The sequence below is a fragment of the Priestia sp. USM5 genome (genome assembly GCF_058323215.1).
Map to the genome: position 1 here is coordinate 1,757,121 of NZ_JBSGKN010000001.1, position 19,247 is coordinate 1,776,367.

General features: G+C 36.6%; 20 protein-coding genes and 1 pseudogene. 18 read left to right on the plus strand and 3 right to left on the minus strand.

What is annotated here, in order from left to right; all coding sequences use genetic code 11:
- The first annotated feature begins 6 nt into the window (after positions 1-6).
- Entirely contained in the window at positions 7-561 is a 555-nt protein-coding gene (locus ACWATA_RS09640; protein WP_473049785.1) for a GrpB family protein, read from the plus strand.
- 15 nt (positions 562-576) lie between these two features.
- Positions 577-1,509, plus strand: coding sequence for an alpha/beta hydrolase (locus tag ACWATA_RS09645; protein ID WP_367078026.1), 933 nt, complete (start codon positions 577-579; stop codon positions 1,507-1,509).
- Between the two features lie 154 nt (positions 1,510-1,663).
- Here ACWATA_RS09645 and ACWATA_RS09650 read toward each other — a convergent pair whose 3' ends face one another.
- Positions 1,664-1,816, minus strand: coding sequence for a YflJ family protein (locus ACWATA_RS09650; protein WP_081732856.1), 153 nt, complete (start codon positions 1,814-1,816; stop codon positions 1,664-1,666).
- A 149-nt stretch (positions 1,817-1,965) separates the two neighbouring features.
- Between ACWATA_RS09650 and ACWATA_RS09655 the strand changes: the two genes are divergently transcribed.
- The 12 genes and pseudogenes from ACWATA_RS09655 (at position 1,966) to ACWATA_RS09710 (ending at position 14,627) form a co-directional block, all read left to right on the plus strand.
- Positions 1,966-2,829 (plus strand): alpha/beta fold hydrolase, encoded by an 864-nt coding sequence (locus ACWATA_RS09655; RefSeq protein ID WP_099000303.1) that lies wholly within the window; start codon positions 1,966-1,968, stop codon positions 2,827-2,829.
- Positions 2,830-3,262: 433 nt separating this feature from the next.
- A complete protein-coding gene (locus ACWATA_RS09660; RefSeq protein WP_033579419.1) occupies positions 3,263-4,606 on the plus strand; it encodes a hypothetical protein in 1,344 nt (447 codons plus the stop codon).
- Positions 4,607-4,712: 106 nt separating this feature from the next.
- On the plus strand, positions 4,713-5,675 hold the full coding sequence (locus ACWATA_RS09665; RefSeq protein ID WP_033579418.1) for a class F sortase: 963 nt from the start codon (positions 4,713-4,715) through the stop codon (positions 5,673-5,675).
- A gap of 230 nt (positions 5,676-5,905) precedes the next feature.
- Positions 5,906-7,444 carry an AbgT family transporter gene (locus ACWATA_RS09670; protein ID WP_205689623.1) on the plus strand — a complete coding sequence of 513 codons (1,539 nt, stop codon included), beginning with the start codon at positions 5,906-5,908 and terminating at the stop codon, positions 7,442-7,444.
- Positions 7,445-7,711: 267 nt separating this feature from the next.
- Entirely contained in the window at positions 7,712-8,938 is a 1,227-nt protein-coding gene (locus ACWATA_RS09675) for an ammonium transporter (RefSeq protein WP_028412855.1), read from the plus strand.
- A gap of 14 nt (positions 8,939-8,952) precedes the next feature.
- A complete protein-coding gene (locus tag ACWATA_RS09680) occupies positions 8,953-9,315 on the plus strand; it encodes a P-II family nitrogen regulator (RefSeq protein WP_013057611.1) in 363 nt (120 codons plus the stop codon).
- A gap of 271 nt (positions 9,316-9,586) precedes the next feature.
- Positions 9,587-9,775: pseudogene (locus ACWATA_RS09685) on the plus strand (ABC transporter ATP-binding protein); the annotation flags it as partial.
- A gap of 527 nt (positions 9,776-10,302) precedes the next feature.
- A complete protein-coding gene (locus tag ACWATA_RS09690) occupies positions 10,303-10,983 on the plus strand; it encodes a hypothetical protein (protein WP_223546143.1) in 681 nt (226 codons plus the stop codon).
- A 217-nt stretch (positions 10,984-11,200) separates the two neighbouring features.
- Positions 11,201-12,298, plus strand: a complete 1,098-nt coding sequence (locus ACWATA_RS09695; RefSeq protein ID WP_099000300.1) for an acyltransferase — start codon at positions 11,201-11,203, stop codon at positions 12,296-12,298.
- Between the two features lie 121 nt (positions 12,299-12,419).
- Positions 12,420-12,956 (plus strand): sigma-70 family RNA polymerase sigma factor, encoded by a 537-nt coding sequence (locus ACWATA_RS09700; protein ID WP_099000299.1) that lies wholly within the window; start codon positions 12,420-12,422, stop codon positions 12,954-12,956.
- A gap of 1 nt (position 12,957) precedes the next feature.
- Complete coding sequence (locus ACWATA_RS09705) at positions 12,958-13,356, plus strand: PadR family transcriptional regulator (protein ID WP_033579410.1); 399 nt, start codon at positions 12,958-12,960, stop codon at positions 13,354-13,356.
- Entirely contained in the window at positions 13,353-14,627 is a 1,275-nt protein-coding gene (locus tag ACWATA_RS09710) for an FtsW/RodA/SpoVE family cell cycle protein (RefSeq protein WP_473049786.1), read from the plus strand. The genes ACWATA_RS09705 and ACWATA_RS09710 overlap by 4 nt, the downstream gene beginning before the upstream one ends.
- 10 nt (positions 14,628-14,637) lie before the next feature.
- On the opposite strand, the gene ACWATA_RS09715 is transcribed toward ACWATA_RS09710, so the two are convergent.
- A complete protein-coding gene (locus ACWATA_RS09715; protein WP_028412858.1) occupies positions 14,638-14,925 on the minus strand; it encodes a hypothetical protein in 288 nt (95 codons plus the stop codon).
- Positions 14,926-15,146: 221 nt separating this feature from the next.
- On the opposite strand from ACWATA_RS09715, the gene ACWATA_RS09720 reads away from it, so the two are divergent.
- The 3 genes from ACWATA_RS09720 to ACWATA_RS09730 all read left to right on the plus strand — a co-directional run bounded on the left by ACWATA_RS09720 (position 15,147) and on the right by ACWATA_RS09730 (position 16,802).
- A complete protein-coding gene (locus tag ACWATA_RS09720; protein WP_028412859.1) occupies positions 15,147-15,635 on the plus strand; it encodes a GyrI-like domain-containing protein in 489 nt (162 codons plus the stop codon).
- A 93-nt stretch (positions 15,636-15,728) separates the two neighbouring features.
- A complete protein-coding gene (locus ACWATA_RS09725; protein ID WP_013057601.1) occupies positions 15,729-16,019 on the plus strand; it encodes a hypothetical protein in 291 nt (96 codons plus the stop codon).
- Between the two features lie 324 nt (positions 16,020-16,343).
- Entirely contained in the window at positions 16,344-16,802 is a 459-nt protein-coding gene (locus tag ACWATA_RS09730) for a hypothetical protein (RefSeq protein ID WP_033579407.1), read from the plus strand.
- A gap of 41 nt (positions 16,803-16,843) precedes the next feature.
- On the opposite strand, the gene ACWATA_RS09735 is transcribed toward ACWATA_RS09730, so the two are convergent.
- Positions 16,844-18,064: a DUF418 domain-containing protein gene (locus tag ACWATA_RS09735; protein WP_473049787.1), complete on the minus strand. Its 1,221-nt coding sequence runs from the start codon at positions 18,062-18,064 to the stop codon at positions 16,844-16,846.
- A gap of 165 nt (positions 18,065-18,229) precedes the next feature.
- Between ACWATA_RS09735 and ACWATA_RS09740 the strand changes: the two genes are divergently transcribed.
- Positions 18,230-19,126, plus strand: a complete 897-nt coding sequence (locus ACWATA_RS09740) for an NAD-dependent epimerase/dehydratase family protein (RefSeq protein WP_028412863.1) — start codon at positions 18,230-18,232, stop codon at positions 19,124-19,126.
- The last annotated feature ends 121 nt before the right edge of the window (positions 19,127-19,247 follow it).

The window sequence follows — 19,247 nt, forward strand, 5'->3', positions numbered from 1 at the left end:
TTGAAGATGAAGTCCGTAAGAGAAATTCAGCTGACACCTCATAATATCGCGTGGGAAAAGGAATTTTCAAAAGAAGCTGACACCTTAACAACTATAATGTCAGCTCAAGTTTTAGAGGTTCATCATATCGGAAGCACTGCTGTTCCCGGCTTAAGCGCAAAACCGATTATTGATTTACTTATTGAAGTAAAAGATATAAAAAAAGTAGATACATATAATCAGAAGATGGAACAGCTTGGTTACGAAGCGAGAGGTGAAAACGGCATAAAAGGAAGACGATACTTCCAAAAAGGTGGAAATGAAAGAACTCACCACGTTCATATTTATGAAAAAGGCCACCCAGAAATTAATCGGCATATATGGTTTCGAGATTATCTGCGTACTCACCCTGATGCAGCCAAAGAATACGAAACGTTGAAAACAGAACTAGCGCATCGCTATCGCTTTGAACCGGAAAAATATGTGGAAAATAAAACGAATTTTATTCATAAAATAGATGGGCTAGCTTTAAAATGGAGAAAGGGAAGCAGCAATAAGAATAGGAAAGATGATCTTAGATAAAAAGGAGGAACGAGCTTGACTCCAGTTCTAAATCGACAGACAAATACAGGTAAAAAGAAAAAAACAATATGGATCAGCCTGATATCCTTTGTTATTCTTTGTTTTGTACTTTGTACGGCCATTTCTCTTTATGTAGGCATAAGCCTGACAAAACTAGATAAAAATCCTGCTGTGAAAAATCCTAGTGATTACGGCATGCACTATAGCAATCAAGTATTTTTGAGCAAAGACGGAATAACCCATTTAAAAGGATGGATGATTGAACCAACGGAACAGCCAAAAGCGACTGTTATTATGTCACATGGATACGGAAATAACCGTGAAGCACAAGGAGCTGGCTTTCTGCCGCTGAGTAAAGAATTTGTAAAAGCGGGATATCGAGTAGTCATGTTTGACTTTAGAGATTCAGGAGACTCAGAAGGAAATCAAACGACGATTGGTGTAAAAGAACAGCTCGATTTATTAGGCGTTATTCAGAAAATGAAAGAAACAACAAAAGAGCCAATTGTGCTCTACGGCATTTCAATGGGAGCAGCCACTTCTTTATTAGCAGCCTCTCAAGATGACGACGTAAAAGCAGTGGTAGCCGATAGTCCTTTTAGTGATTTAACCTCTTATTTAAAAGAAAATCTATCTGTATGGTCTCATTTACCAAATTTTCCATTTACACCGCTAACCATTGCTATTCTTCCTGTTATTGCAGATGTAAATCCTGCTGAAGCTAGTCCTATTAAAGCAGTCGAGCATATTTACCCTCGACCAATTTTATTTATACACAGCACAGGAGATACAAAAATCCCTTACACTGAAAGTGAAAAAATGGCTAAAACACACCCGGATGCTTTTCACTTCTGGAAAACTGATAAAGCAGAACACGTTCAAAATTATCATGTATACAAAAAAGAATATGTAAAGCGCGTATTATCTTTTATTCAGCAATCGCTGTAAAAAAAGTGGATGGGACAAAAATATTTTAGACGAAATGAAAAACGAACCATTAATCAAGACTTTTGATTAGTGGTTCGTTTTTTTATTAGGACAAACGTAGGTTTCATTTTGTAAATCTTTAGATGGGATTCATTTCGTTATGTCTCAACCTCTCTTAGCCGTTGGTTTTACCTTGTTCTATAAGCTCAGCATGTAAATTACGAAGAATGTAGGTTTTATAACTTTCTAGCTTTCTTCCATCGATTTTAGATATATTGGCCGCTTTTAACTGCTGAACAAACCAGCCCTTTGAATAGATATGAGCCATTGTTAATCACTCCTTCAAAAAAATCCACTCTAAATAATTAACTATATTCATAAAAAGAACTAAAAAGAAGTGAACGAAGCAAATGAATTGACGTTCATTTTTTACAGCGTTATACTGCTCTACAGCTACATAAAAGGAGGAAATGAACAATGAGCAAACAGTATATAAACGTAAATGGCGTTAATTTGCACTACATAAGCAAGGGACAAGGAGAGCTTATGCTATTTCTTCATGGGTTTCCTGACTTTTCGCATATTTGGCGACACCAGATAGATGAATTTTCTAGTGATTTTCACACAGTTGCTCTGGACTTAAGAGGATATAACTTATCTGAAAAGCCAAGCGGACTAAAATCATACGAGATTGATGTATTAGTAGAAGATATTCGCCAAGTGATTGAAGGCCTAGGATATAGCTCCTGCACGCTAGTTGTACATGACTGGGGAGCAGGAATCGGATGGACATTCGCTTATCGCTACCCGGAATATGTACAAAAATTAATTGCTTTTAACGGTCCGCACCCTTATACATTTATGCGTGAGCTTAGAACAAATAAAAATCAGCAAAAAGCAAGCGAGTATATGAAATGGTTTCAAAAACAAGAAGCACAGGACTATATGGAACGAGACAACTTCTCAGGTTTGCGTAAGCTTGTGATCGACCCAGGTGTAAAAAAAGGATACCTAACAGCTGATGATGTTCAAGCATACATGAACTCTTGGGAAAATGGCTCTGTGCTGTCCATGCTAAGTTATTACCGCAATTTAAAGATTTTCACGGAAGAAGACCTTCGAAGAAAATCTTTGTTTCCGTTAGAAGAAGAAGTGTTAAACATCCCGGTACAAATTATTTGGGGAAATCAAGATCCTACTTTTATGCCTGAAAACTTAGATGGTATTGAAGAATATGTGCCAAACATATCTGTTCACCGATTAGCTGAAGCATCTCATGCCCCTCAGCATGAAAAGCCTCAAGAAGTAAACAACGTGATGTGGAATTTTTTAAATAAGTAAAGAGAAAAAGAAAGGTTTCCTTTAGAAACCTTTCTTTTTCTTTTGAATTTAAAATAATTTTAAAAAAAGTGATCCAACAGAATAAGGTGATCGTTAGGTAAGTAGAAAAGGAAGTACTTCTTGAAAAAAGCGGTTAAAAACTTTTTCAAAAAAAGTGATCTAGCTGAACAAAGCGTTCGTTAGATAAGTAGAAAGGGAAGGAATTCTTGACGAAAATGACATCTTAAAAAAGTTTTAAAAAAGTGATCCAAGGTCATTCGCCAATCGTTTAGTAGATAGAAAGAGAATACTTCCTAAAAAGAGTCATTAAATACGGGAGAACATGAAGGTAAAATATAAAGAATATTCAAAATGTTCAATCTGTTTAATGATTTAAGATGTAGTAAGAATGAAAAAAGTAGCGTACATCAACTAAAAATGAGGAGAGTGGAAAATGATGAAATTAAGCAAAAAGTTAATGATCCCTGTACTAGGAGCTTCACTATTGATGCCCACAATTGCAAACGCAGAGGAAGCACAACCAACGGCAGTAACAAAAGCTGCAGATTTACGAGCGAACTTAGACTACTTATTATCTGAACACTTTACGCTTGCCGTTGCCGCTATGACAACAGCCTATGACGGTTCTAAAGACGCTGACGCTGCGTTTAAAGCATTGGACCAAAATGCCGTTGACATGGAGCCTGCTATTGCGTCTGTCTATGGTGATAAAGGGGCAGCTGAATTTGAAAGAATTTTCAGAGAACATAACAATTACACAGATGATTTTGTAAAAGCAACAAAAGAAAATGACAAAGAAGCCATGGCTGAAGTAGATAAAGAAGTAAATCAATTCGTAAATGAATTTGCTAAGTTCTTAAGTACTGCTACGGAAGGCAAACTACCTGAAGATGCAGCAAAAGAAGCGCTTCGCGTACATGAAGACCAAGTAAAAGAAACATTTGAAGATTATGTAGCAGGTGACTACGAAGCGGCCGCTAAAACATACCGCGAAGGATATCAGCAAATGTTTGCCATTAGTAAAGCGTTATCAAATGCAATCGTAACGCAAATGCCCGATAAATTTGACAATACCAAAGTAGATACACCAGCAGCAGATTTACGTTCTTCATTAAACAGCTTAGCAGCAGAACATTTTGCTTTAGCAACAATGGGAATGGAAAAAGGGTTCAACGGTTCAAAAGATTACGACTATGTTAGCTGGTTAGAAAATGCTAACACAGCAGATTTTAAAGCTGCAATCGGTTCAGTATATGGCGATGAAGGAGCTGCACAATTCGAAAAAATTTGGCAAGGAGATCACATCAATGCCCAAGCTGAACTAGTAAGTGCACAAGTAAAAGGGGATGAAGCAGGAGAAAAAGCTGCTAAAGACAAGCTCCATAAATTCGCGCAAGAATTTGGTACATTCTTAGGAACAGCAACAGATGGAAACCTTCCAACTGCAGACGCACAGGCAGCTATAAAAGCACATGAAGATACGGTTATTAAAACATTTGAGCAATATGCATCCGGCGACTACGCTGGAAGTTATGATACGTACCGTGAAGGGTATAAATTAATGTTTGGTGTCGGCCAAGCTTTAGGTGAAGCGATTGTAAAACAAAATCCCGATAAGTTTGCTGAGACAGCTATGCCAACAGATATGCCGAAAACAGGTATGGGCGGGGCATCTGAATCAACGATGAACCCACTAACAGCGATCTATATTGCACTAGGTTCGTTAGCTGTATTAACAGCTGGAGTTATTTTACGCAAGAAACCAGTAAGCAAATAATATTTTTTCTCCTTTTCCTTATGAATTACAAGTCAAGAGTCCTAAAAAAAGAAGAGAGGTTGTTCTCTCTTCTTTTTTATAAACAGCTGTGAAACGAGGTGACGATGTGAAAAAAGCGATTGTTCTCGCCTACTGTATATTAAGTTTAGTCCTGCTTGTTAGCGGCGGACTATATTTTAAAGAACAAATGGTAGAAGCAAAAGAAATGAAGCAACAGAATGCAGCTAAGCAAAAAGAAAAAGAAGCACAATCAAAGGATTTAAAAAGCCGGGTAACGCTTGAAGAGGAATTTGCTGTATTAAAAAAGCATAAAACAGAAGCCAAACAGTTAAACAAAGAATTCAAAGGAATCATTCCTGCAAAAGTGTCCATTCCAGCTATTCATGTGGAGGCTTCAATTGAACAAGTAGGGTTATTAGACAGCGGTGAAATGGCAGCGCCATCTACAGAAAATGGAGTTGCTTGGTTTGAACCAGGAGCTAAACCTGGCGTAAAAGGAAATGCTGTACTAGCAGGACACGTAGACAGTAAAACCGGTCCTGCCGTCTTTTACAATCTAAAAAACTTAAAAAAAGACGATGAAATTACCGTAAGAGATGCACAGGGGACCACGCTTACCTTTGTTGTTAAACGTACAAAAAGCTATCCGCGAGATAAGGCACCTTTAAACGAAATTTTTGGGTACAGCAACAAACGTAATTTAAATCTAATTACGTGTACAGGCACGTTTGACCGTGCAGAAGGAACCCATCAAGAGAGGTTAGTTGTATATACAGAACTAAAAGCTGACCAAGCAAAAGAATTGGAGCGTGAAGCAACTGCACCACAACCTCCCACACATGTAAAGATGAGCGGTAATTTGCTTACGTGGTACGCGGTACGAGAAGGCAATATTATCGGTTACCGAATTTATAAAAAGAACCCAGGCGGAACATTTGTCCATATTGGCAGCGTTTCGGAATTTGAGCGAAAAAGCTTTGCCGACTCCGACGCATCTCAGTCTCGTTATTATGTAACAGCTGTTAACGAGTCAGGAAAAGAGTCTGCCCCATCTAGTATAGCGAAATAACAAAAAGCTCTCTTCAAACGGAGAGCTTTTTGTTATTTTTGATTGTCGATTCAAAAGATCTCTTCTGGCTTTCTATTTATCTAAATGCTATTAGTTTTAATAGATAAATAAAAATTCCTTAAAAATAATACTTGAATAATATAAATATTCAGATTATTATGTACTAATAGTCTTTTTGGTAATTAAAAGGAAAAAAACAAAAAGAATCTAAAAGAAAAGGAAGAGAAAGTATGGCACAACCTAATTTGCAAACAGAGCAAAAACCACATCCAACAACCTTTCTAGACAAACTATTAGGAAGAGTAGAAGCATTCGGAAACAAACTACCTGATCCTTTTATTTTGTTTGTATGCTTAGCGCTTATTATCGTATTAGCGTCTGTTGCTATTAATAGTATGGGAGTAACAGTGGTCCATCCTGGTACTAATAAGACTCTTCCAATTAAAAGTTTGTTGTCGCATGAAGGCATTCAGTATATCTTAACATCGATGCTGACCAATTTCACTGAATTTAAGCCCCTAGGACTTGTACTTGCTATGATGCTTGGAGTCGGACTTGCAGAAAAAGTAGGTCTGCTTGAAGTGGCCATAAAGAAAACGATTTTAAATGCTCCAAAAGCTCTTATTACATACGCCATCATTTTTACAGGAATTATGGCCAACTTAGCGGCAGATGCTGCTTTTGTCATCGTTCCTCCGCTTGCAGCAATGATATTTTATACAGTAGGAAGGCACCCGCTTGCTGGATTAGCGGCAGGATTTGCTGGGGTGGGATCAGGCTTTACAGCGAATCTTATTATATCCGGAACCGATGGATTGTTATCGGGCATTTCTACTGAAGCTGCTAAAACAATTGACCCAAGCGCTGCTGTCAGTCCTGCAGCGAACTGGTACTTCATGGCGGCTTCTGTATTTGTTTTAACTATTATAGGAGCGATCGTCACTGAAAAGATTGTAGAACCTAGACTGGGTAATTATAAAGGAAAAAAACGCAATGATTTTGGTGAAATTAGTGAGGCAGAAGCAAGAGGCTTAAAAAACAGTATCGTTGCTGCATGTATTTATGTCGTTGTACTAGCTGTTTTCTTATTTTGGCCCAACTCTCCTCTACGAAATGAGGACGGCGGAATTGTTCCATCTCCTTTTTTAGATGGTATCATTCCGATTACGCTGCTGTTTTTTGTGGTAGTTGGCTCTGTTTATGGAATAACAGTAGGGAAAATCAAAAGTTCTAGAGATATACCTGCTTATATGACTGATTCGATGAAAGATATGGCAAGCTACATCGTCCTTATTTTTGCGGCTGCTCAATTTATTGCCTACTTTAATTGGACGAATCTTGGAACGTGGATCGCAGTAGAAGGAGCGGATATATTGAATGCATTACATCTAACAGGCTTTCCCGTTGTAATTGGTTTTGTATTTTTAACAGCTCTGCTGAATCTTCTTATTTTCAGCGGCTCTGCTCAATGGGCACTAGAAGCACCTATTTTTATTCCATTGTTCATGCTGTTAGGGTACAACCCTGGATTTATTCAAGCAGCTTACCGAATAGCAGATTCGTCTACCAATGTAATCACTCCTTTAAATCCTTACATGATTGTCATTTTAGCCTTTATGAAAGAATACGAGCCAAAAGCAGGGCTTGGAACCATCATTTCACTTATGCTTCCTTATACTTTAGCCTTCTTAGGAATTTGGATTATAATGTTGATTGTTTTTGCTGTATTCGGTATTCCTCTAGGACCAGGTGTATATATGTATTTGTAAAGAAAAATCCTCTTCTACTCCACGAAGAGGATTTTTTTATGTTAGAAATTCTAACAATTATAAATGATATTTCAGCTTATGTGTACATAGGAAAATAAATAACAAAAAGAAAAGAGGATAAAAAAACAAAAATTTTCTGAATAAATTTGCAAAAAGTAGTTGCTAAATACATATAAATCAAATATGATAGTAAACATAACAAAACATGTTATATAATCTAACATTAAATTTAGGGGTTATTTATTCGTACTTAAGGGGGAAATCATCATGCAAATGGGCGATTCAGTATTTATGTTTTTTTCAGCATTATTGGTTTGGATTATGACACCAGCTATTGCATTGTTTTACGGAGGCATGGTTCGAAGTAAAAACATGTTAAGTACCGCGATGTATAGCGTAGGTTCATTAGCTGTCATATCTGTTCTTTGGATAGTAGCTGGCTATTCGTTAGCATTTTCGACCGGTGGCAATGCTTTTATTGGAAACTTGGACTGGGTGGGATTAAAAGGCGTTGGATTCACTCCAAACGGGGACTACAGCGCAACGATCCCGCATAACATGTTTATGATGTTTCAACTAACATTTGCTGTGTTAACAGTAGCTATTATCTCGGGTGCTTTTGCAGAGCGCATGAAGTTTTCAGCATTTATCTTATTTGCTATCCTATGGTCATTATTTGTATATGCACCCGTTGCACACTGGGTTTGGGGAGTTGGCGGATGGCTTCGTGAACTAGGAGCTATTGACTTTGCTGGCGGAAACGTCGTTCACATTTCATCAGGTGTAGCAGGATTAATTCTAGCTCTTGTTGTTGGAAAACGAAAAAATGCCGATGCTGCAGCACCTCACAATTTACCGCTAACTCTTTTAGGCGGAATGCTGATTTGGTTCGGGTGGTTTGGATTTAACGTTGGAAGTTCCTTAACTATTAACAGCGTTGCAATGACGGCTTTCATTAACACGAATACAGCGGCAGCAACAGGAATTATCGGCTGGCTTGTAGTAGAGTGGATTATTAATAAAAAGCCTACGCTGCTTGGAGCCGTTTCGGGAGCGATTGCTGGACTTGTAGCTATTACACCAGCTTGTGGATTCGTTACACCGTTTGCTTCTATTGTAATTGGTTTTATCGGCGGAGCAGTTTGTTTCTGGGGTATCTTCTCACTTAAAAAGAAAATCGGTTACGACGATGCGTTAGATGCATTTGGTCTTCACGGTATTGGGGGAACATGGGGAGGTATCGCAACGGGTTTATTTGCCACAACTTCTGTAAATGATGCCGGCGCGAATGGTTTATTCTACGGAGACCCAAGTCTACTATGGAAACAGCTGGTGGCTATCGTAGCAACGTATCTATTTGTCGGCATCGCTACCTTCATTATTGTTAAAGTGGTTGGGTTGGTAGTATCTCTACGCGCAACACAAGAAGAAGAAACGCTCGGGCTTGATATTACGCTGCACGGTGAAAGAGCGTATCACGAATCGAATATGTAAAAGGGGTGGGCACAGTGAGTGATGTTTTAACAAAAATTGAAATTATTACGCGCCCTTCAAAGTTTGAAGAGCTTAAGCAAGAACTAGCAAAAATTGGCGTGAGCGGTATTACGGTTACAGATGCGTTAGGATGCGGATTGCAAAAAGGCATTACGGAACTTTACAGGGGGGTCAAAAAACAAGACAATATGCACGCCCGAATTAAAGTGGAAATTGTGGTCTGCGAAGTTCCCGTATCCGACGTTGTTGATAAAGCAAGAAAAGTACTAAATACAGGTCAGCCTGGAGATGGGAAAATATTTATCTATGAATTAAAAAATGCGATTAAGATCCGAACAGGGGAAGAGGGATCACAGGCATTACGAAACAATAGTTAAACTCGGGGAGAAGCGGAAAACAAAGGGTCATAAAAAGGTGCATAATATGCACCTTTTTTTAGGTTAAATAGTTACAAGGCATGTTTCTTTATGGTGACATGCTTTTTTGTTATATATACAGCCAAAGAGTATATTGTAGAAAATAACTATATTTTTATTTTTTCAGCTTCTCTTTGTATATGAGATTGAATCTATTATGAAAGATTGCGAGAAAAAAGGGGTACATAAACAGTAATCTTTTTCATCGTTTCCAGAAATAACATTTTTCACAAAGATATTCGAGATTATTATGGAATTAAATAAAAGCGGAATGACCATTTTGCTCGTTGAACAAAACGCTTATCAAGCACTGCAAATCGCGCATCGAGGCTACGTGATTCAAACGGGAGAAATTATTTTGCAAGGAAAAGGACCGGAATTAATTCACAATGAAAAAATAAAAGAAGCTTATTTAGCTTAAAAAACAAACCGCATCGCGTTTTAACGCTGCGGTTTATTTTTGTTCACAGGGGATGATTTGGATAAAGCAGGTAAGCATTGCTATTATCTGGTTTAGTTTCTTAATTAAGTAGGGAACGTTTAAAATAAGATTATTGAATAAGTGAGTAATTAGATAACCTCCTAGATGAAAGGAATGCTTCAATTTAAAGCTTTTTCATAAAAAACAAAAAAAGTTGAAACTTTTTTCATCAAAAAACGTTTATAAAGTAATAGAAAAAAATGGGTACGGTTATTTACACTCAAAAAGGAAGTGAGAGCGTGGCGACGCTGAAAACTAATTATTTGACTGACTTATGCTTAATCTATAGAGAAAGTCAATTTTATGTAATGCAAATACCTAGTTTCTACAAAAAAATGGCTAGCAAATACTTTCAGTTTCAGCCCCAAGAAAAAATAATTGCGTATTTACACAGCTCTTTTATAGCGGGCCTAGATAAAAGGGGAATTTGCTTTACAAATAAGGGGATTTACTGGAAAAGCAGAGGGATGAAAAAAGGAAAAATGTTATGGGAAGATTTCGCTAATATTCAATCCATTACCATTCGAAAAGAAGAAATGATTTGTTTTAATGACGTGGAGAAATTTCAAGTCAATCAAAACGATTACTCAGCTAGAAAGCTAGTATCTCTATTAAAAAAAATCAAGAAATTTATTCGCACTCATTCCCATGAATATATGTGTCAAGACTATATATATCCATGTGTATCCTCAAAAGAATTAACTTCTATTTGTTCATCTTTTCAAATTCATCAAACACCTGATCCAAAAGATGTGTTGTCGGTAGCAGGACAACTATGTGAAGAAGTTGAAAAAGAGATGCGAAACAGGCTCTATTTACCTGCAAAAGAAAAAATTGTAGCTCATTTAAATACATATCCTCTTCAAAAAACCGAGGGGATTACCGTTTGTTCTAAAGGAATTTATTTCTCAAAATCTTTTAAAACAGTTTATTACCCTTGGCACTTATTTCGCCACGTGAGTATTTCAGTGGAAACAGAGGAATTAAAAATTGCTAAAAAACATTCGTTATCTCTCAACTCAGCTGCCGTATCAAGCGGAGAAGTAATGCTGTTTCTCAAACAAATTAAACAGCATGTGCAGGCTTTGCATGAAAAAGAAATCGATATTAAACAAGATAATAAGTTTGCATGGAAAATGTTAATTTAAAAAACAGGTTAACGGTAATCTGTTTTTTTGTTTTGTAGTTCTTTAGAATCATTTATTTGGAATATTGAAAGACATCATACAAGTAAACAAGACTAGAATATTGGAAGTTAAGAAAATTTTTCCATGACTATAAGGTTAATTTTACCAAAATGTCTTTTTCGTTTGGATAATTATGCTAAAATAGAGCTCGAGTTTATTTTAAGGAGCTGACAACAAGATGGAACGTAATTATTCAATTGATTTTATTAAGTTTTTTGCTACAGTGTTTGTGGTTTGTATTCATGTTAATCCATCACATGACGATTTCTTTTTAGGGAACCAGGAAAATGTGCTAGATGTCATTGTTGACACATTTGCACGATTCGCGGTTCCTTTTTTCTTTATTGTATCAGGGTATTTGTTTATGAATAAAATTCAAAAACATCCAAAACCTTCTGCATACTTAAAAAAATACACGTGGAATATTTCAAAGCTTTATGCATGTTGGTTCATCTTTTATTTATTGTTTGGTGTAGTTCTGCGCTTATTTCAAAACCACGGAACATTAGCAGAGCGAAAAGATGCAGTAGCTGATTATTTAACATCATCCATCACATTCAAAGATATCTTTTATTATGGAAGTGACACAAGCGGATTTCAGCTTTGGTACTTGATTGCGTTAATTTGGGCTGTTGTTATCGTTTTCTTATTTCAAAGATGGAAAAAGATCGGTTTATTAATGATTATCAGCACCGTATTATATGTAACTGGGTTATTTGGACAGTCTTATTCTTTATTTTTTCCACTTTCTTTTCAAACGAGAGATGCCCTGTTCTTTGGTTTATTCTATACAGTATTAGGAGCTATGTTTGCCCTTTATGGTAAGCAAATTCTGTCAGTATTAAACGTAAGGCCCATGATTTATTTAGCCAGCTTTTTTGTGTTTTCAGCGTTAGAGATCGCCGAGCGCTACTGGTTGGTCAATATCCAGCACAGCAAGCCCGGAGACTATTTTATTTCTACGATTTTTTTATCGGCATCATTGTTTTTATTCGTATTAAGCAGTCCAAGTCTTGGCAAAAACTCGTTTTTTTCAAAGGTTGGGAAAAATTCAGTTGGCATTTATGTCGTGCATATATGTATATTAAATGAGACCTATCGATTGCTTCGTTCCATAGATTCTTCTTTCTTTACAAATAGTATCGTCGCATATGTACTTATCGTCCCAGCAGTTTTTTGGTGCTCGTACTATTTATACAGAGGGATTCAATGGACAAAGGGAAAGTTACATGCAAAGCCGCACAAACATTCGTTTACAAAGCTACAGCATAAATAAGAAAAGCACCGGAGCAAGGGACTGACCCCAAAGCTTCCGGTGTTTTTTTGATAAAAAATGAGTAATTTAAAACCTAATTGGCTTGAGCTTCGTCTAATGTATTGAAAAAGAGGTGAGTGAAGTGAACGATTTGCTATTTGCATTAGTAGAGCAAGAAGAGTATGAAATTCTTTTAGAAGAGGCTATGAATGAATATGGTCAATCCATCTTGCAGCTTGTATATTCTTACGTGCGAAATTCTACTGTTAGTGAGGATTTGACACAAGAAATTTTTGTGAAGTTTTATAATTCTCTTTCTACGTATTCTAAGCAATCTAGTTTGAAAACTTGGTTATGGCGCATTGCTATTAATCACTGCAAAGATTATTTAAAAAGTTGGTACGTGCGAAAAATGCAATTTACAGAACATATACATATGATTTTTGAATCAAGCAAAGAAATGATCGAAGAAGAAATGGTAAAAAAAGAGGAGTCTGAAGAATTGGTTCAAACTGTAATGAGTCTTCCATTAAAGTATAGAGAACTCATTTATCTGCATTATTTCGAAGAATACACAATTAAAGAAATAGCTGAGCTTTTATCTATTAATTCTAATACGATTAAAACACGATTACGGCGTGGAAAAGAATTGTTAAAACAAATGATAGAGGAGGGCTAATATGGATGAAAGATTACGTCATCTAAAAGGCTCAATGAAGCAATCTGTATTCCAAAACCTGCAGTTTACTGACAAGCACAAGCAAGCTATTAAGCGAAAAATAAAACAAGAAAACATTTTACTGCCAGCGCTACAGCTTCTGTCAGTTGAAAAAAATGGAATAGAACTTGTTCAAAAACTACGGAGTAGAGGAATTCAAGAGTTTGATGAACAAGAAGGGTTTGTGTACATTCTGCTGCATCAGCTTGAGCAAAAATCATACGTAACAAGCCGCTGGAAAGAAGATCAGAAGAAATACTATCAGCTGAATAGTAAAGGTAAAAAGGTAATGAAAAGCTTAGAAAATGGAAGTCAACGATCAGCTTTTGTCCTTCAAGGGTTATTAGGAGGAGGACAATGAAAAAAGAAGAATTTTTACAGTCAATTACTCAAGAAATAAAACATAAAGAAGCAAAAGAAGCAGTGTATCAAGAGCTTGATGCCCATATTAAAAACTTAGAACGAGAATCTATTCAGCGCGGTGTTTCTCAAGAGGAAGCTGAAAAAAAAGCTGTTGAACAAATGGGCAGTTCAGCGGAACTAAGCAGACGCTTTCAAAAGCTATACCGCACAAAGATTGATTGGATCTTAGTTTCATTATTTGTTGCAGCGTTAGGCTTAGGAATGTTGACAATTAAGCTAGGTTCATCTATATCAATGGAAACCAAACTTATTACTGCATTAATTGGACTAGCCCTGACAGCAGTATGTGCTTTTCAAAACTACCGCAAGTGGAGAGAGTGGGGGTGGGTAGCATTTATAGCTCCTACACTCCTCCTTGTAGTATTTAATCTGCATATATTGCCAGAAAGGATTCAACCAAACGTTCAAGGTACAACCGTAGTAAACCTATCTTTTTTTAGCCTAGATTTAAATTTCATTTTAATATTTTATTTAATAGGTTGGGGATATATTTTACAACGTAGGTCATGTAACGTTCCCATTATAGCAGTACTATTTATTTTAACCTTAGTCTTATACGGGCGTTTAACTAGTATTCCTAATGTGATGATGTACATCATCATGATCGCTTCTATGTTTATATTTAGTGCTCGTAAACATGCTAAAAAGATCACTTTGTTGTTTCTGCTCACACTGTTTATAATTATAGCCGTTATGCTGCTCCTTTCAGGAAGCTCTTATTACTTAAGTCGTCTATCAATTGTGCTGCATCTAGGGAAAGATCCAGCAGGGGCAGGCTACGTCCCTGTACATCTTTCTCGCCTGTTCCATCAAGCTGAGTGGCTTCCTCAAGCTAATCCATCAGAGGGATACCGAATAGGTGGAATCGACACAGAATTTGTATATGCAGGTTTGACCTATGCCTACGGCTGGGGAATTTCAATTTTTATTATGCTAGTGTTGAGTGCTTTATTAGTAAAAATGATACTGTTAATTAAACAGATTCGCGATCCGTTTGGAAAAATGCTTGTTTCCGGAAGCGTAAGCGTGTATGCATTTCAGTTGCTTTATAATTTAGGTATGTCGTTTAATCTCCTTCCAATTATGGGTGTATGGTTGCCATTTATAAGTTATGGTATGGGTCCCACAATTGCAAATGCGGTGTTCATTGGCATTGTGCTTAGTATATATAAAACAAAAGATATACCGATAAAAGAGCTGGCTAACTAAGCCAGCTCTTTTATGATGCAATAGCATACAAAAGCTGCTTTTGCATTTTAGGAGATAAAGGAATATTTTGATACAATTCGTAAATATGATGTTCGTTCCGGTGATAACAAATCCAATCCTTGTATGTTCCTTTTAAGAAGATGCGAAAAAACACGATTCGCTTATTCGTGCCGCCTGTTTTTAATTCAATTTTCAAATCATCTGTTTCTAATGTATACTGTACTGTAGAAGAGGAGAGAGCAAGTTTAGTTGTTTTTTTACTTGTTTTAATGAATTCGGCAAGTTCAATGATCTTCATTTTTTTACCTCACTCTATTGTAAATTAGGGGTATCTTATACGTATGATGTGTACAAAGAAAATAGAATCGTTTTTTTATAGTTTAGAAGAAGGATCTTCAGCCCCTTCGTTAAGGGATTTGCATAAAAGGTTGACGTTTTCTTTGAATACAAATAAAATGCATATTAAGAAGTATTTCCCTCATTGTAACTACAGAAAAAGAAGAATTAAGGGGGCTCAATATGTTGACTGACTTAGTCGTAAGTCAAAAAGTAGTCAAGGTAAATGAATTCACTGTTGTAGGAGTGCCTATTCGAACAGATGAACCTGTGGAAGAAACGGGCACAGGTCTTATTCCTGAGCACTGGCAGACTTTTTATAAACAACAGTTAGCTAATAAAATCGCCAATAAAGTAAATGGTAATACATTTGCTCTTTATACAGAATTTGAATATAATCAAAAAATGGATTTTACATTTGCTCTCGGCTACGAAGTTTTACCCGGCGGCGAACTGAAAGAGGATATGAGAGAGTTCATCATCCCAGAAGGTGAATATATGGTGTTTACAACAGCTGTTGGGCCAGCTAGACAGGTAGTCGTAGAGGCTTGGGCTTATATTCGCGAGTGGGCTAAAAAAAATCATCGTGCCTATAAAATAGATTTTGAACTATATGATGAACGCTGTATTGATCCTGAGTACAGTCAAGTTGATATTTATGTTTCGATTTAATAGCTAGTTTTGCTAAGTAGTTAAGATGCAGAGAAGCGTTTTTTGCTGCGTTCTTACTTTTGACGATAGGAATACAAAAGGGGTTTAGTGAGAGTGATCAGCAACGATTTATTACAAGCTTTAAAAGACGGATATAAACAGAGAATTAAATGGGTACTTATAAGTCAAATGGCACTGTTCATCACCGTAGCAGTCATACTTGTATCAAATTTTGTCACTAAATTTTCGTTTAACCAATTGAGCTTTATTTTTGTTTTGGTTAGTATAAGTTCGCTGTTATCAGGGGTAGAGCACGTATTGTTAAAACGTGAGAAGTGGCAATGGATTTTTGATTTTATTTTAGCTGCTTTTTTTATTGGTTTATCTATTTTTTTACACCGTTAAAGCGCCTGGTTCAGCGCTTTTTTATTTTGAACAGCTCAGCACACAAATTCCGGACCTTTCTAGTATAAACAAAACAAAAATAGGTATTTATGACGAAGATAGTCAGAAAATTTAGTAAAAAAGTCTTGTATCTTGTCTTTATTTCGATTATGATAAGTTTACACCCTTCGTATTCACTTCTTTGGATGTCAGTACCTCTATTTTTACACTACAGAAAAGAGGTGAAGCCATTTCTTCAGTTTTCCTGCTAGCCTGCATATTAACCCTTTTAGCTATTTTATTTAGTAGCAACTACCCTCAAAATTAAAGGAGAGATCCGCGCTTATGTCAAAAGCTCCTGTAAAAAACGATATTGAACTTCAACTATCTGAAACGCACTTTTTTCAACTGCTTGATTTAATTTATTTAGGTAACTGGATGGTCACAGCATGTTCTGGAGTGGAAGATGAGCATGCACAGGAATATACGGATGTAGAAAAACAAATGTTTTCACACGCAGAGCCTTTCCTTGAAAAAGGACCTTTTCACACGCTAAACAGTGAGGTTATGTTTACAGAAGAACATGAAGATTCTCTTCAAGATATTATTGGAGAATACGATAACGAAGTGTTTTGGGAAGCGCTAGCCTATCGCATGGCTAAACGAGATGTGATAGAGCAAATAGGACCCACTAAAGAAATAAAAAATGAAGTTTTTATGCAAATTTTTCATCGAGAAATGGATTATATACGAGAGTTTGAGACAAATGGAATTAAACGAATAACTATACCGCCTTTGCAGTAAAGGAGACAAATCGGCTTTCAACCTTGAAGGCCGATTTGCTGTTAAGCTGAAGCTTTTCTATTCCGCCTAAGAGGCGGGAGAGATCGGTATGTAAAGCTCCGCCATAACCATTCACACGGACCGTAATAGAAATAATAAAGCCACCACTTATTAAGAAAAAGCTGGAGTGTATAGATGATGAGACAAATAACCGTGCTTTCCGTTAAGGTAAGAGTTCCGTATAAACCAAAGACTCGAACCATCCACAGGCAAATTAAAGTTTGGCTAAGGTAAGTTGTTAATGCCATTGTTCCACTATACTTAAAAAGACCCAGCATTGAAGCATAAGGAGAAAATTGCAGGAATAACAGTAAGGTGGTAAGATAAAAAAAACATAGAAAAATGCCGCTCAAACTTGTAAAAAGGTGAATGGCCGCCTGCTGATAGAGTTCGTATCTTAAAATCTCTATTTTTAGCATGGCCAGAATAATAGTTAAAGTGAAACCTGCTGCGCCTGTTATTGACTGAATTTTCTTGAAAAAAGAACGATTTTGTTCGATATTATGTACCAATCCTTTTTTAGCAGTATATAAGCCAAATAACAACATAGAAAATACGGGAAAGATAGAAAACGGTAGATTTAATAGCATAGGCACCACTTCAACATTCAAACGATAAAACAGCCAAGATAAATAGTCTGCTTGCCTGTAGGTGGATAAATATTGGGTTAAGACATGTTCATGTAAAGCTTTATACTCCCACTGAGCCTCCTGCAAGACGTGTGCTGGAATAAAAAACTGCATACAAGCCAAAAGATAAAAAAAGCATAGCAAGCCTATTGCCCACAGCAAAATCGTCTTAGCTTTTCGATTGTAAAAAAAGAATAATAAAAAACCGCCAATAGCATACACATGCAAAATGTCTCCATACCAGAAAAAGACAAGATGAAAAAGCCCGATTAATAGCAAAGCAGCCATTCTTCTTGACCATAAAGCAGCGGCAAAGTACTGCTTTTCTTCAGCTCTATGCAAAAAAATTCCGCATCCAAGTCCAAACAAAAAAGAAAAAATGGTAAAAAACTTCCCTTGCACAAACAGCTGCAAGAACAAATCAATATAAGCATCTATTCCTTCATACTTATAAGAAACATTGTACAGCTGAAAAATAAATATCGGAGAAGTAAAAGCCGGTATATTCACTAAAAAAATGCCCAGCAAAGCAATGCCCCGAATAATATCAAGAACAACAAGACGTTCGTTAAGGGGAAGTGGAGAAGGATTCATCGCTGTCGCTCCTTTTGGTTAGATATGTACATCTTAACACGGCAGTGGCGAAAAAATAGGTGGAAGTACAAAAAAATAAGCGGAAAGATTCATAGCTTTATGGATGAAAAAGTTGGATAATAATGGTATGGTCACCCATATCAAATATGAAAGGTGGAGAAAAAGATGAAAACAGCACTTGTGTTAGGTGGAACGCGTTTTTTCGGAAAAAATTTAGTTCAGACATTGCTTTCTAAAGGAGTACAGGTTACGTTAGCAACGCGAGGTAAAACACCGGATGATTTCGGCGACCGAGTTGAGCGAATTTTTCTTGATCGTGTAGAAAAAGATTCTGTAATCGAAACAACAAGAGGAAGAAAATGGGATGTTATCTTCGATCAAATATGCTATTCTTCACACGGCGCAGCTGTTGCTGTTGAAGCTTTTCGTCATAGTACGAGTCACTATGTACTTACCTCGACTCTTTCAGTATATGGTTCTTTAGAAAAAACGTGTTATGAAGAAGATTTTGATCCATACAAGTATCCTATTTCATATACACGCCGTGAAAATATTTCCTATCAAGAAGGAAAACGCCAAGCCGAGGCAGTATTCTTTCAAAAAGCACCGTTTTCGGTAACAGCTGTCCGTTTTCCAATTGTTATGGGAAAAGATGATTATACGGACCGCTTGCGTTTTCACATAGAAAAAATTATGCATGGAGAAGAAATTGGTGTACCGGCTATTGAAGCAGAAATGAACTTCATTTCACAGGAAGAAGCAGGTGAATTTTTAGTTTGGTGTGCAGAACAGAAGCTAAAAGGGCCGATTAACGCTTGTTCAAATGGTACCATTTCACTCAAAAATTTATTTTCATATATTGAACAAGCAGCGGATAAAACAGCAAGAACAACCTCTCGTTTAACGGATGAAAATAGTTCTCCGTACGGAGTAGATCATTCTTGGACGATGAGCAATGAAAAAGCTAGCTTTTGGGGATATTCATTTACGAACCTGCAGGACTGGCTGCCTTCATTAATCAAAACTGTCGTTGAAAGCGAAAAGAAAGTACCTTTAAGTTAGAGAACAACAAAGACTGCACGTTTAGCAGTCTTTTTGCTGTTACAAGCAGAACATTTTTATTTTATGAGCAAAAAAGGTACGCTAAGTATACATCATTATATAGAAGAAAGAAGGATACACT